Genomic DNA, 12,625 nt, shown 5'->3' on the forward strand with positions numbered 1-12,625 from the left:
AAGACCGGAATCGAACCGGTACGGTGTTTAACCACCGCAGGATTTTAAGTCCTGTGCGTCTGCCAGTTCCGCCACTCCAGCTTGTTTTAAGACTATTCTTTTAACTTAAGATTAAAATATGGTTGCGGAGACAGGACTTGAACCTATGACCTTCGGGTTATGAGCCCGACGAGCTACCAACTGCTCCACTCCGCGATATTGGTGCTGAAGACCGGAATCGAACCGGTACGGTGTTTAACCACCGCAGGATTTTAAGTCCTGTGCGTCTGCCAGTTCCGCCACTCCAGCTTGTTTTAAGACTATTCTTTTAACTTAAGATTAAAATATGGTAGCGGAAATAGGACTTGAACCTACGACCCTTCGGGTATGAACCGAATGCTCTAGCCAGCTGAGCTATTCCGCCAAATGGTTGCGGGGACAGGACTTGAACCTGTGACCTTCGGGTTATGAGCCCGACGAGCTACCAGCTGCTCCACCCCGCGATGTTGGTGCTGAAGACCGGAATCGAACCGGTACGGTGTTTAACCACCGCAGGATTTTAAGTCCTGTGCGTCTGCCAGTTCCGCCACTCCAGCATATCTTGTCACCTTTCAGCGACAATACTTATTATAATAGATGTATATATTTATGTCAACAAAAATTTGTAACTTTTTTTTACCTTATTTTCTAATTGAAGTTTTACGCTTGAAAATATAAAATTCAAACTCATATACAAATTCCTCCACATCCTTTAGGAATGGAGGAATAAAATATAATGATGAAATTTTTATATACATAACTTACATCATTGAGTGAAAATTCTATAGTACGTTTCTATCCTCTTTTACTATATCCTTTTCCTTTTCCTTCTTGATGTCTTTTAAGATCTTGAAATCTTTCTTCACTATCTTTTAGGAACTTAGACATTCTATCCTCAAAACTTCCTGAAGGAGTAGATTTGGTTTTTTCCTTATCCCAATCTATCTCTACTGGTTTTATGGATCTTTTAGGTACTCCAGCTTGCTTTATGGATAAACTCATTTTCCCATTATCATCTACTGAAATAATTTTAACTTTAACTAAATCATTTTCTTGTAGATGATCTCTTACATCTTTTACAAAAACATCTGATACTTCAGAAATGTGTACTAAACCGGTTTTACCGTCTACCTCCACAAAAGCACCAAAATTAGTGATATTAATCACTTTACCTTCAACAATACTTCCAGCCTTTAAGGTCATATTAAAAAGACTCCTCCTTAAATTGATAATTTAAAATATATATTTGGCTATACTTTAATTTAAATTAAATATAGCGAAATCGCTTTACTTAGTGTCACTATTATCTATTACAGGAGTCTCACCTTCTTTAATTAATCCTAACTTTTCTCTAGCTAACTTTTCAACATATTTATTATCTTCAGCTAATTTCATTTCATCCTGTAACTTTTCATTCTCGTCTTTAATCTTTTTTAGTTCTAAAGAGTACTTTGCCTTTTCATTCTTTTGTCTATGTATAATAGTTTGCTGTTTGAAAAAAGTAACACCTACATAAGCAATAAGAACTAACAATAACACTCTTTTTATTCTTTTCTTTTTCATTTCATTAACCCTTTCTGAAATAATCAAGAATATATACTAAATCGTATAAGTATATTTTAATTTGTATTCTTAATTTCTTCAAGGTTTTTATAAGATTATTTTCTATTTTTTTTCAGTAAGCTTGTAGAATATTATTCTAAAAGGATAGGTAACTCTATATATTAACAATCTAGCCATGGTTAATATAGTAACAACTATATTATAAACTATTTTTATAAAAAGTGTACTAAATAATTTTAAATATAAAAACAAGCCCATAATTCCATATATAACTACGTTAAAACTTATGTATGCATAATTAGTATACATCATAAATATAAAAATCAATATTCCTGCTAGAATCCAAAATAGTATGTCCTCTATTGCTGTAACTAATTTATTGGGATTATTAAAGCCTCTTATGATTCTGTAACAATCAAAAAAAACTCCTAATAATACTCCACTAAGTATAGAAAATATAAATAAAACTATCTGTTGATGCATTGTAAATATCATAGTGCACCCTACCTAAATAGTCTAGCTATTATACCGTCTGATTTTTTCCTTTTCTTTTCTTCACTGGTATATACAATATATCCTACATTTCCAGTAATAACAACATCACCATTTTGAACATCTAACTTATTCATTTTTAGTTCTTCTCCACGTATATCCATATTTCCTAATACTGTTTTTAATAATATCTGATGCTCATCAAAGCTAATTATTTCTGTAACTCCATCTAAAGTCATCTTTTTTCTATTTTCTAAAGCCATATAACTTTTTTTATTTTCCACTTTTATATCTTTATTTTGTTCCATAATATCCTCCTTAAAATGTTACCTATCCCATAATATCTTTATAAAAATATATTCATTAAAGAGGATTTTATGCTATATATTACTACTCTTTATCTTCTTCTCCACTTATAATCTCATACATATTTTTAGCTTCTTCTTTGCTCACATGTTGAGCTATATTTACAATTTTAGCTTTTAAAATTTGCTTTGCAAATTTAATTTCAATAATATCATCTTCTTTAACTATGGTACTTGGTTTTGCAACCTTTCCATTTATAGAAACTCTATCACTTTCGCAAACCTCTTTTGCCACAGTCCTTCTTTTAATAATCCTAGAAATCTTTAAATATTTATCTAATCTCATAAATAAATCTCCTTTTAATTAAAAAGTAGCAAATTTTATTTGAATATAGAAAAAACCCAGATTAAAATCTAGGCTTTTGTCTATAAAAATAAAATTATTTATTAACTCTATCTTTAAATTCTTTTCCTGCTTTAAAAACTGGAGCTTTTGAAGCTGGTATTGTTATTTCTTCTTTAGTTCTTGGATTTCTTCCAGTTCTTTCAGCTCTTTCTCTTGTTTCGAATGTTCCAAATCCAACTAGTTGAACTTTTTCACCATTCTCTAAAGTTTCCTCAACACTCTCAATGAATGCTTTTAAAACTGTTTCTGTATCTTTCTTTGTTAATCCTGATTTTTCAGCCATGCTTGCTATTAATTCTGATTTATTCACAATAGTACCTCCTTAATATTAATACTATATAAAGCTATTTGCTTAATATATAGTCTTTATACAACTAAACTTATTCTTCAATTTTAGCAAAAATCCTTCTTATCCGCTATAGTCTTAGCATTTTTTTACTAAATTAAACACGTTTTGCTTCATTCCATAGCAAATCCATTTCATCAAGAGTCATATTTTTCAAATTTAACCCTCTTTTTCCTGCAGATTGTTCCATAAATTGAAATCTTCTAATAAATTTATCTATAGTATAATTTACTGCAAATTCTGGGTCAATGTCAAGAAGTCTTGCTACATTTACTGCTGCAAATATTAAATCTCCAACTTCTTCTTCTATTTTTGACCTATTTTGTAGTTTATATACATCTTTGATTTCATTTAATTCTTCTATAACTTTTTCCATTGCCGGCTCTACATTTTCCCAGTCAAATCCAACTTTCCCTGCATTTTTTTGTACTTTTTCAGCTCTTATCAAACCAGGTAAATATTTAGGTATATGATTTAACGTATCTGTATAAGAGGTAAACTCTTTCTCTTTTTCCTTTATATTATCCCAATTATCTAAAATATCTTCAGTGCTATTTACCTCTATATCTCCAAATATATGTGGATGCCTATTTATCATTTTATTAGTTATACCCTCTATAACATCATTTATACTAAAAAATCCTTCTTCTTTACCAATTTGAGCATGAAACACTACCTGCAGTAGTATATCTCCCAACTCTTCAATTAACTTATCATCATCCTGTTCTTCTATTGCCTCTATAACTTCATAGCATTCTTCTATAAGACATCTTTTTAAAGAATCGTGAGTTTGCTCTAAATCCCACATACAGCCATTTTCTCCCCTAAGGGTTTCCATAACCTTTGTTAAATCATAAAAATCCTTGGTATTATTTTCATCTCTTGGGATATAAATAGATGTCAAATAATCTATATCCTCTTGTCTATCTAGATCATACAACTTAATTTTTCTTATGCTTTCCTCACCCTTAACTCCAGCTGCTCTAACAAAATAAATTTCTGTATCATCTTTATAATATTCGCATAGAGCCAGCTTAGTTTCTGATGCTATAAACCTATTATAAACCTGAGTAATTACTACCCCTATTCTTTTATCCATAATCTGATTTTTTATATCAAAGGCATCTATTATTTTAACCCCTTCAATAGGATCTATCTTTAAACTCTCCATTACTGCGTCAATGAAACTTACAGAAGGGATTATTTCAACTTCAATGCCTCTCTCATCACAAAGTTTAAGTAATAGTGTTACTGACTTCTCTGCCACTAACGGATGGCCTGGTACAGCATATACTATATCCTCTCTTTCCTCATGAATTCTTACTAAATCTTCTGCTATGTTTATATATATATCATCAAAGTTATCATATTTTTCATAGAAATTATCATAACTTATAAAGTCTATACCTAAGCTTTTTAAATAATCCACATTTGGATGCTTTTCTGTTCTAAAAAATACATTATTGTTGTTTCTAAGTATATCTAGAGCCCCTATTGTTAAAGCTTCTTTAGCTCCTGGACCCAATCCAACTACCCTAATCATCAGCATCTCTCCTTTATACTTTGTTTCTAATAAACTTTTTCATTCTGCTTAATTATTTTTTCTTATTTTAACATCAATAATTCATAAAAAATTCTTAATAAGTAGTTTACTTAATGAATTTTCCTTTTATATCATCTATACTAAATATTCTTAGTATTATTATCAAGATAGAAAATAAAAGTACTCCTACAAAAATGGAGCTTAAGCAAGAAATACCATTGCTCATTGTATAATTATAAACATTATTATATACTAAAACAACTGCAATTATCATAATTAATGATGCAAATAGAGGCTTAATAAGTACCTCATATATGTTTAACTTTATATTAAAAATCTTTCTAACTTTTATAAGGTTTAGCAGTGTAGTAATTCCATAACCTACAATAGTTCCTATTACTGCTCCATTAATATTTATCTCTGATAGAGACACAAGATAATAAGATATACCTATTTTAAATATGCAACCTACTATTAAATAATATACTGGATACATATATTTCCCACAACTTTGTAGTAACGATGTAGTTATCTGAGTAACAATTACTAATGGCACTGATATAGCTAATAGCTTAAGGATCTCATATCCTGCTGTATCTCCTAGAAACACTAGTCCCATTATAGGTTTTGCTAAAAAATATAATCCTAAAAAACTTGGAATCCCTATGACAAAAGCTAGCTTAAATACCATTTCAACTCTTCTCTCTAGTTCTCTAAAATTTCTCATAGCATATACTTCCGATACTATAGGAACTAAAGCAGCACATAGTGACATAGATAGTGCTAATGGTATATTTTGTAACGTCATAGCTTTCCCTGTAAGTTGTCCATATAATATGGCGCTGTCCCCAATACTGTATCCAGCAACAAGCAATCTCTGTGGTACTATAATAGAGTCAATAAGTCCCATGATAGTTCCTACAGCCGCTCCTAGAGATATAGGTAATGCTGCCTCTATTATTGAGCTTAATATACCTTTATTTTTCTCTCTATTATGCTTTGGCATATATTTTGTTGCTTTAAAATATTTTAAGGATAAATATATGCTTCCTAAAAATCCTCCAGCCACTGTTCCAAAAGCTGCTCCAGCTGCTGCATACTCTATTCCCTTAGGCAATAATAAATATGCAAGAGCCACACCAAATATAACTCTGCCTAGTTGCTCAATAATCTGAGCTACCGCAGTATTGTTCATATTTTGTAACCCTTGAAAAAATCCTTTAAAAGTACACATTAGACATACAAATATGGGAGCTATAGAAATTACAATAAAAGATTCATAAGACTTTATATCCCACTTTAATACACTTATTATATTTTTAGAAAAGAAAAGCATTAAAAATGAAGCTACTATACCTAACGGAATCATAATCTTCAATGTTTCTCTCAACACATCTCTAATAGCATATACATCATTTTTAATATTAAATTCAGAAATCAACTTTGACATAGCTATAGGTATTCCTGATGCTAATGCTACAAATGTCATATATAGTGGATAGGACATCTGATAATATCCCATACCTTGGTCTCCTATTAACTGTTGTATAGGTATCCTAAAAAAAACACCTAGGAATCTTGCAAATATTGTAGCTACCCCTAAAATTATAGTTCCTTTTATTAGCGATTGTTTTTTCATATTTCCTCCTAAATACTTAGTACTATGTTTATAAATATTTTAGGAATAGCTTATTTAGTACTAGTAAAACTTAAATAACCGCACATAAATTTATTGTGCGGTCCATTAAAATAATTATTAAGTTTGCCTTAGATTAAATTATATTTATTGCTCCATTTGTTTTCCTAAAAAAGATGCTGCTGTTTCAGCTAATTTAAGCTCTAAATCTCCAAAGGTATTAACTTCTTTAGATGCTATTATAATTGCTCCTACTACATCTCCTTCTGCCATTATAGGCACTATTACTTGAGCTTTATATGAATCCATCTCTTCATCACTATGTAATGGTACGGTGCTTTGCCCTGGTGAATTCAATACAATGGACTTTCTATCATCCATTATTTTTTCTAATTGATTACTAACCTTTTTATCCATATATTCTTTTTTAGAACTACCACTTATAGATATAATAGAATCCTTATCGCTAATTATTACTATATTTCCTATACTTTGTTGTAGTGCTTCACTATATTCCTTTGAAAACTCACTCAATTCTTCAATTGGGGAATATTTTTTTAATATAACTCCACCTTCTCTGTCTGTAAATATCTCTAATGGATCTCCTTCTCTTATTCTTAAGGTTCTCCTAATCTCTTTTGGAATTACAACCCTCCCTAAATCATCTATGCGTCTTACTATTCCAGTCGCTTTCATTCAATAATCCTCCTCTTTTACTAATCATGTAATATTAATGCTATTATTATCCTTCTTAACTTAAAATTTATACATATTGGTAAAAATTCGAGAAGATTTTTTTAACTTTTTAAGTAATTTATTTTAATAAATATAATTTAAAAATATCATGCTATACTAAATATATTTAAAGTAAATTATTTATAAAATACTTTATTAAAAAAATATTAAGCTATAACTCTAATTTTATAACAAATTAGAGTTATAGCTTAATTTTATAATTATACTAATAAATTACTTAATAAATATTTATATATTATAATTTTTAATATCTTATATTATTTTTTATAAAGATAATTTATCCTCATATACTTTTATTTTAGAATCACTTTGCCATGCTTTAACTTTTTCTTGCCAAGCAGTGTATTTCTTTTGCTCTAGTAATTCTGAATTTATTGTTTCTTTTACTTCTTCTAATTTCTTAACCGGATATTCTTCCTTATCTAGGCATTTTATTACATGATATCCAGATTGAGTTGCTACAGGTGTTTTAGTATACTCTCCCTTAGGCAAGCTTATGGCAGACATCATAAAGGTTTTATCATATTGAGTTGTAGTATACTCAATCCAATCTAAATCTCCACCTTTATCCTTAGTTCCATCTGTTCCCTTTTCTTTAGCTACTGCTGCAAAATCTTCACCCTTATTTAATCTTTCTATAATAGCCTTAGCCTCTTCCTCAGTTTTAACAAGTATATGTGCTGGTCTTACTCTATTAGGCTTCTCTGTGTATTTTAATTGGTTGCTATTATATTCATTTTTTATCTCTTCATCTTTAACTGATACATCCTTAACTACTTCTTCATATACCTTATCTGATATTACAGAAGGCTGTATTTCATTTAATAACATCTCTTCTGTAAGTCCTGCTTGTTCAAGAGATTTTTTATACTCTTCTTCAGTATTAAAAGATGCCTTTATTTCTTCTAATTGCTTTTTGCTCGCTTCATTAAGTTGTTCTTCTGTTGGCATAACGCCTAATTTATTAGCTTGTTCTCTTATGATTACGTCGTTAATCATAGTATTTAATACGCTTAATCTTTGCTCTTGCAGATATTGTTTAGCTTCCTCATTTTTTGCATAGTCTGCGCCATATTCTTTTTCTAAGTTTTTAAGCACTATAGCTAATTGCTCATCAATTTCACCTATAGTTATCTTTTCACCAAGAACCTTTGCAACTACAGTCTTATTTATACCCTCTTCAGTTTTTTCTACCATACTACAACCAACCATAGAAATAACTAAAGCACTTAATGTAATGCTAGCTATTAACTTTTTAATTATTTTCAATTTAAATCCCCCAATCTGGTTTCTCTCAAATTTAATCGTATCTCTTATTTTATCACAATTTTTTAGGTAAATAAACATAGTACTATGTTAACTCATTGTTTATACTTAACAAATCCTTCATTAAACTTATAAGCGCATTTAATAATTCCTCTTTCTTTATAGTCCTTGATTTATAAGATAAAGCTGGAGATTCACCCATCTTAAATACTATTTGCTTTTTATAGTTTTCTAATACATGCTTTACTAATTTAGGTGATATATAAGTCTTGTCCTTAAATGTTATTATCACTTCATTCATTAGCTCCTTTATTTCAATTATTCCTAGCTCTTTAGCTAATGACTTTAAATAAGCTATATTCATTAGATTATAAACTGTGTTTGGTATATCTGAATATCTATCCTCTATCTCCTCTTGTAACTCCATCATGTAGTCGTTGGAATCAATGGATGCAATCTTCTTATAAACCTGTATCTTTTGAGTTTCATCGCTTATATATTTACTTGGTATATATGCATCTATCTTAATATCTACAGTAGTTTCTATTGGTTCCTTCTCTATTTCTCCATTTATAAGCTTTACAGCGTCTTCAAGCATTCTACAATACAAATCATATCCAACACTAGACATATGACCGCATTGAGCCGACCCCATTATATTTCCAGCACCTCTAATTTCTAAGTCTCTCATAGCTATCTTCAGCCCTGAACCCAACTCTGTAAAATCCTTTATAGCCTTTAATCGTTTTTCTGCTACCTCTGTTAAAACCTTATCCTTCATATAGGTGAAGTATGCATAAGCAATTCTATTGCTTCGTCCCACTCTTCCTCTTAATTGATAAAGTTGAGAAAGTCCCATTTTATCTGAATCGTATATTATCATAGTATTTGCATTAGGAATATCTATTCCTGTTTCTATTATAGTTGTACATACTAAGACATCATATTTTTTTTCTATAAAATCTAAAATAATATTTTCTAATTCTCTTTCTGTCATCTGCCCATGAGCTATTCCAATTCTAGCTTCTGGTACAAGTTTTGCTAGATAGCTGGCCATATCCTTAATAGTTTCAACTCTATTATATACAAAAAATACTTGCCCCTCTCTATTTATTTCCCTGATAATAGAATCTCTAATAAGTTGATCATTAAATTCTACCACATAGGTCTGAATTGGGTATCTTTCCTCTGGTGGTGTCTCAATAACACTAATATCTCTTACTCCTGTTAAAGACATGTGAAGAGTTCTTGGAATAGGTGTAGCTGTTAAGGTCAATACATCTATATTTTTCTTTAAATCTTTTATCTTCTCTTTATGGGTAACTCCAAATCTCTGTTCTTCATCTATTACTAAAAGACCTAAATCTTTAAATACTACATCCTTTTGTAAAAGTCTATGTGTTCCTACTAATATATCTATATTTCCTTCCTTCAGTGCCTTAAGTGTTGCTTTAATCTGCGCAGCAGTTCTAAATCTACTCACCATCTCAACCTTTATAGGGAAGTCTGAATATCTCTTTACCATATTTTTATAATGTTGCTCTGCTAAAATAGTGGTTGGTACAAGAAAGGCTATTTGTTTTCCGTCCATTACACATTTGAATGCAGCTCTTAAAGCCACCTCTGTTTTACCATATCCAACATCGCCGCATAATAATCTATCCATGGGTTTAAAGCTTTCCATATCATTTTTAATATCTTCTATAGCTGTCAGTTGATCTGGAGTTTCTTCATAAGGGAATTCATCTTCAAATTGCTTTTGCCATTCGGTGTCCTCTATATATTTATGCCCTTTCAAAGTGGATCTAATAGCATAAAGTTTAACTAAATCCTCTGCAATTTCTTCAACTGATTTTTTTACTTTGCTTCGAGCCTTAGCCCACTCATTTCCGCCTAATTTATTTATCTTTGGTGTTTTCCCCTCTCCACCTATATATTTTTGTACTAAATCTAACTGCTCTACAGGCACATATAGGGTATCTCCCGATGTATATTCTAACTCTAGATAGTCTTTTTTATTCCCTTGTACATCTAGTTGCTTTATTCCCTTATAAACTCCTATACCGTGGTTTATGTGAACAATATAATCTCCTAGCTTTAATTCTGTAAAGCTCTTGATTCTTCCTGCAGCTTTTTTGCCATACCTTCTAGTAGACTTTCTCTTAGATTGACCAAAAACCTCAGTGTCGGAAATTACACATACTTTCAATTCTGGATATTCAAATCCTTTTATTGAATTACCAAAGGTAACTGCAACTTCACCTGGTTCTATATTAGATATTAAATCTCTATAACTAGCTTCTATCCCTCTGTCTCTTAATGTATTTATTAATCTTTCTCCCCTTGTTCTAGTCCCAGATAATATTAAAGTTCTATATTCCTTCTTCTTTTTATCCTCAATATCCTCAATCAATAAATCTAATTGACCATGATAGTCATGATTAGTAATTTGAGATACTGCAACTATAGTACTTGGCTTTAACACTTTGCTTGTCTTTGATAAGGCATCTAAAGTTATTACTCTTCTTTCTTCTAATCGTGAGATTACCTCATCTTGAGGCATTAAAAGTTCACCTTGTTTTGGAAGTATATTACCTCTCTTAACAAAGTTTTCATAGTTCTCACTAAACTCATAATAAATACTATTTAATTTTCCCATACATCTAGATACATCATCTACTACAACTACATTATTATCTAAATAGTCAAAAAATGTAGATGTTTTTTCATAGAAATATGGCATATAACTATCAATAGTTTCAAAATTCCATGTTTCCTTTAAAGACTCTATATTGGCATTGATTATACCTGTTAATCTCTCTATAGCATCCTTTTGTTTTGTCTTTTTAAAAGCTTCTACGGTAGATTCATAATCACTTTTTATAAGGCTACAAGCTCTTTCTATCTGCTCTTTAGTCAATATCATTTCTTTCGCTGGAAATATAGTAACTTTGTTAACCTTATCTACACTTCTCTGGGTATCTGTATTAAAAGTTCTTATAGAGTCTACTTCCTCATCAAAAAATTCAATTCTTAAGGGCATGGCATTAATAGGGGGATATATATCTAAAATCCCTCCTCTCATTGAGAATTTCCCTATTGTATCCACCACTTCACATCTTTCATATCCGCACTGAATTAACTTTTCGCATAAATTGCTTAAATTCACTATGTCTCCAACTTGAATGTCAAATATAAAGCTTTTAAATACATCTACTGGAACATAGTTAGCTGCTAAAGATTCAATAGATGTTATTACAATACATTTTTCGCTTTCAAGGATTTTATTTAATATTTTTAACCTTTCCCATCTTACATCTCCAGAAATAGCATCTACATTATAAAATACCACCTCTCGGCTTGGAAAATAGTATACATCATTACAATAAAAATTTAAGTCTTCATATAGATTTTTAGCTTCTATATCATTGTGAGTAACTATCAATATTTTATTATCAACTTCCTCATAAACTCCATATAATAAATAACTTTTTCCTGACTCTGATAATCCATAAACTCCTATTGGATAATGTTTATTCTCCATAGCACGAACTATGTTTTTAAACTCTGAACTTAATTTTAAAGGCGTCATTAGCCCTTTTAATCTCAAAATATCATCACCTCTGTAAAATTTATGCTTTAATTTCTAAGCTTTAAAAGAATTAAATCTATTCATAGCTTCTTGTACTCCTTTAGATATAATTACTTCTACAGCTTCTACTGCTACATCAAAGGTTTTCCTAATAATTTCTCTTTCTTCTTTTGAAAATCTGCCTAATACGAATTCCACTAAATCCTCATTAGGCTGTCCAACACCTACTTTAATTCTCGGAAATTCTTGTGTAGCCATTTGAGAAATTATACTTTTTATCCCATTATGACCTCCTGAACTTCCTTTTTCCTTTATTCTAATTCTTCCTACCTCAAGACTAATATCATCATAAATAATTATAATATTCTCAGTAGGTATCTTATAAAAGTTAGCTATCTCTCTAATACTATCACCACTAAGATTCATAAAGGTTTGTGGCTTTAGAAAAATAACTTTTTCTCCCGCTATTGTAGTTTCTCCATACATTCCTCTAAATTTTGTCCTATTTATAGAAAAATTATACTTTGATTCACATAAGTTAATTATATCAAATCCTACATTATGCCTTGTCCTATCGTATTTTTCTCCTGGATTTCCTAAACCTACAACTAAATACATAAATACCTCCTACTCTTTAGTTATATATTTTTTACATTCTAAATCTTATTATACTAGAAATCTTTCATACTAACAAAAAAGTAG

Annotated in this window: 12 protein-coding genes and 5 tRNA genes; all 17 read right to left on the reverse strand. The window is 30.2% G+C overall.

Annotated features, from left to right (window positions below):
• Positions 1 to 119 precede the first annotated feature (119 nt).
• Positions 120 to 195: transfer RNA gene (locus ACI48Q_RS18820), tRNA-Met, on the reverse strand.
• A gap of 4 nt (positions 196 to 199) precedes the next feature.
• Positions 200 to 288 (reverse strand) — tRNA-Leu (locus ACI48Q_RS18825).
• A gap of 38 nt (positions 289 to 326) precedes the next feature.
• Positions 327 to 403, reverse strand: a tRNA-Met gene (locus ACI48Q_RS18830).
• A gap of 3 nt (positions 404 to 406) precedes the next feature.
• Positions 407 to 482, reverse strand: a tRNA-Met gene (locus tag ACI48Q_RS18835).
• A 4-nt stretch (positions 483 to 486) separates the two neighbouring features.
• A tRNA-Leu gene (locus ACI48Q_RS18840) sits at positions 487 to 575 on the reverse strand.
• A gap of 238 nt (positions 576 to 813) precedes the next feature.
• Positions 814 to 1,221: a S1 domain-containing RNA-binding protein gene (locus tag ACI48Q_RS18845; protein ID WP_474920668.1), complete on the reverse strand. Its 408-nt coding sequence runs from the start codon at positions 1,219 to 1,221 to the stop codon at positions 814 to 816.
• Positions 1,222 to 1,305: 84 nt separating this feature from the next.
• Positions 1,306 to 1,581, reverse strand: coding sequence for an FtsB family cell division protein (locus ACI48Q_RS18850; RefSeq protein WP_474920669.1), 276 nt, complete (start codon positions 1,579 to 1,581; stop codon positions 1,306 to 1,308).
• 102 nt (positions 1,582 to 1,683) lie between these two features.
• Positions 1,684 to 2,076 carry a spore cortex biosynthesis protein YabQ gene (gene yabQ, locus ACI48Q_RS18855; protein WP_474920670.1) on the reverse strand — a complete coding sequence of 131 codons (393 nt, stop codon included), beginning with the start codon at positions 2,074 to 2,076 and terminating at the stop codon, positions 1,684 to 1,686.
• Between the two features lie 8 nt (positions 2,077 to 2,084).
• A complete protein-coding gene (yabP, locus tag ACI48Q_RS18860) occupies positions 2,085 to 2,381 on the reverse strand; it encodes a sporulation protein YabP (protein ID WP_474920671.1) in 297 nt (98 codons plus the stop codon).
• An 82-nt stretch (positions 2,382 to 2,463) separates the two neighbouring features.
• Positions 2,464 to 2,724 (reverse strand): RNA-binding S4 domain-containing protein, encoded by a 261-nt coding sequence (locus ACI48Q_RS18865; RefSeq protein ID WP_474920672.1) that lies wholly within the window; start codon positions 2,722 to 2,724, stop codon positions 2,464 to 2,466.
• Positions 2,725 to 2,818: 94 nt separating this feature from the next.
• Positions 2,819 to 3,094, reverse strand: a complete 276-nt coding sequence (locus ACI48Q_RS18870; RefSeq protein ID WP_474920673.1) for an HU family DNA-binding protein — start codon at positions 3,092 to 3,094, stop codon at positions 2,819 to 2,821.
• A gap of 133 nt (positions 3,095 to 3,227) precedes the next feature.
• Positions 3,228 to 4,673 (reverse strand): bifunctional methyltransferase/pyrophosphohydrolase YabN, encoded by a 1,446-nt coding sequence (yabN, locus tag ACI48Q_RS18875; protein WP_474920674.1) that lies wholly within the window; start codon positions 4,671 to 4,673, stop codon positions 3,228 to 3,230.
• A 106-nt stretch (positions 4,674 to 4,779) separates the two neighbouring features.
• Entirely contained in the window at positions 4,780 to 6,312 is a 1,533-nt protein-coding gene (locus ACI48Q_RS18880; RefSeq protein ID WP_474920675.1) for a putative polysaccharide biosynthesis protein, read from the reverse strand.
• 144 nt (positions 6,313 to 6,456) lie between these two features.
• On the reverse strand, positions 6,457 to 7,005 hold the full coding sequence (spoVT, locus tag ACI48Q_RS18885) for a stage V sporulation protein T (RefSeq protein WP_474920676.1): 549 nt from the start codon (positions 7,003 to 7,005) through the stop codon (positions 6,457 to 6,459).
• Positions 7,006 to 7,329: 324 nt separating this feature from the next.
• Positions 7,330 to 8,334 carry a peptidylprolyl isomerase gene (locus ACI48Q_RS18890; RefSeq protein ID WP_474920677.1) on the reverse strand — a complete coding sequence of 335 codons (1,005 nt, stop codon included), beginning with the start codon at positions 8,332 to 8,334 and terminating at the stop codon, positions 7,330 to 7,332.
• 82 nt (positions 8,335 to 8,416) lie between these two features.
• A complete protein-coding gene (gene mfd / locus ACI48Q_RS18895; protein ID WP_474920678.1) occupies positions 8,417 to 11,941 on the reverse strand; it encodes a transcription-repair coupling factor in 3,525 nt (1,174 codons plus the stop codon).
• Positions 11,942 to 11,977: 36 nt separating this feature from the next.
• Positions 11,978 to 12,541: an aminoacyl-tRNA hydrolase gene (pth, locus tag ACI48Q_RS18900; protein WP_474920679.1), complete on the reverse strand. Its 564-nt coding sequence runs from the start codon at positions 12,539 to 12,541 to the stop codon at positions 11,978 to 11,980.
• Positions 12,542 to 12,625: the final 84 nt, after the last annotated feature.

The sequence above is a fragment of the Clostridium sp. LXY-7 genome (assembly GCF_056172015.1).

Bases quoted from the DNA above. Each gene is read 5' to 3' on its own strand.
- ACI48Q_RS18845 (WP_474920668.1), bottom strand. From the start codon at position 1,221: ATGACCTTAAAGGCTGGAAGTATTGTTGAAGGTAAAGTGATTAATATC.
- ACI48Q_RS18850 (WP_474920669.1), bottom strand. From the start codon at position 1,581: ATGAAAAAGAAAAGAATAAAAAGAGTGTTATTGTTAGTTCTTATTGCT.
- yabQ (WP_474920670.1), bottom strand. From the start codon at position 2,076: ATGATATTTACAATGCATCAACAGATAGTTTTATTTATATTTTCTATA.
- yabP (WP_474920671.1), bottom strand. From the start codon at position 2,381: ATGGAACAAAATAAAGATATAAAAGTGGAAAATAAAAAAAGTTATATG.
- ACI48Q_RS18865 (WP_474920672.1), bottom strand. From the start codon at position 2,724: ATGAGATTAGATAAATATTTAAAGATTTCTAGGATTATTAAAAGAAGG.
- yabN (WP_474920674.1), bottom strand. From the start codon at position 4,673: ATGATTAGGGTAGTTGGATTGGGTCCAGGAGCTAAAGAAGCTTTAACA.
- ACI48Q_RS18880 (WP_474920675.1), bottom strand. From the start codon at position 6,312: ATGAAAAAACAATCGCTAATAAAAGGAACTATAATTTTAGGGGTAGCT.
- spoVT (WP_474920676.1), bottom strand. From the start codon at position 7,005: ATGAAAGCGACTGGAATAGTAAGACGCATAGATGATTTAGGGAGGGTT.
- pth (WP_474920679.1), bottom strand. From the start codon at position 12,541: ATGTATTTAGTTGTAGGTTTAGGAAATCCAGGAGAAAAATACGATAGG.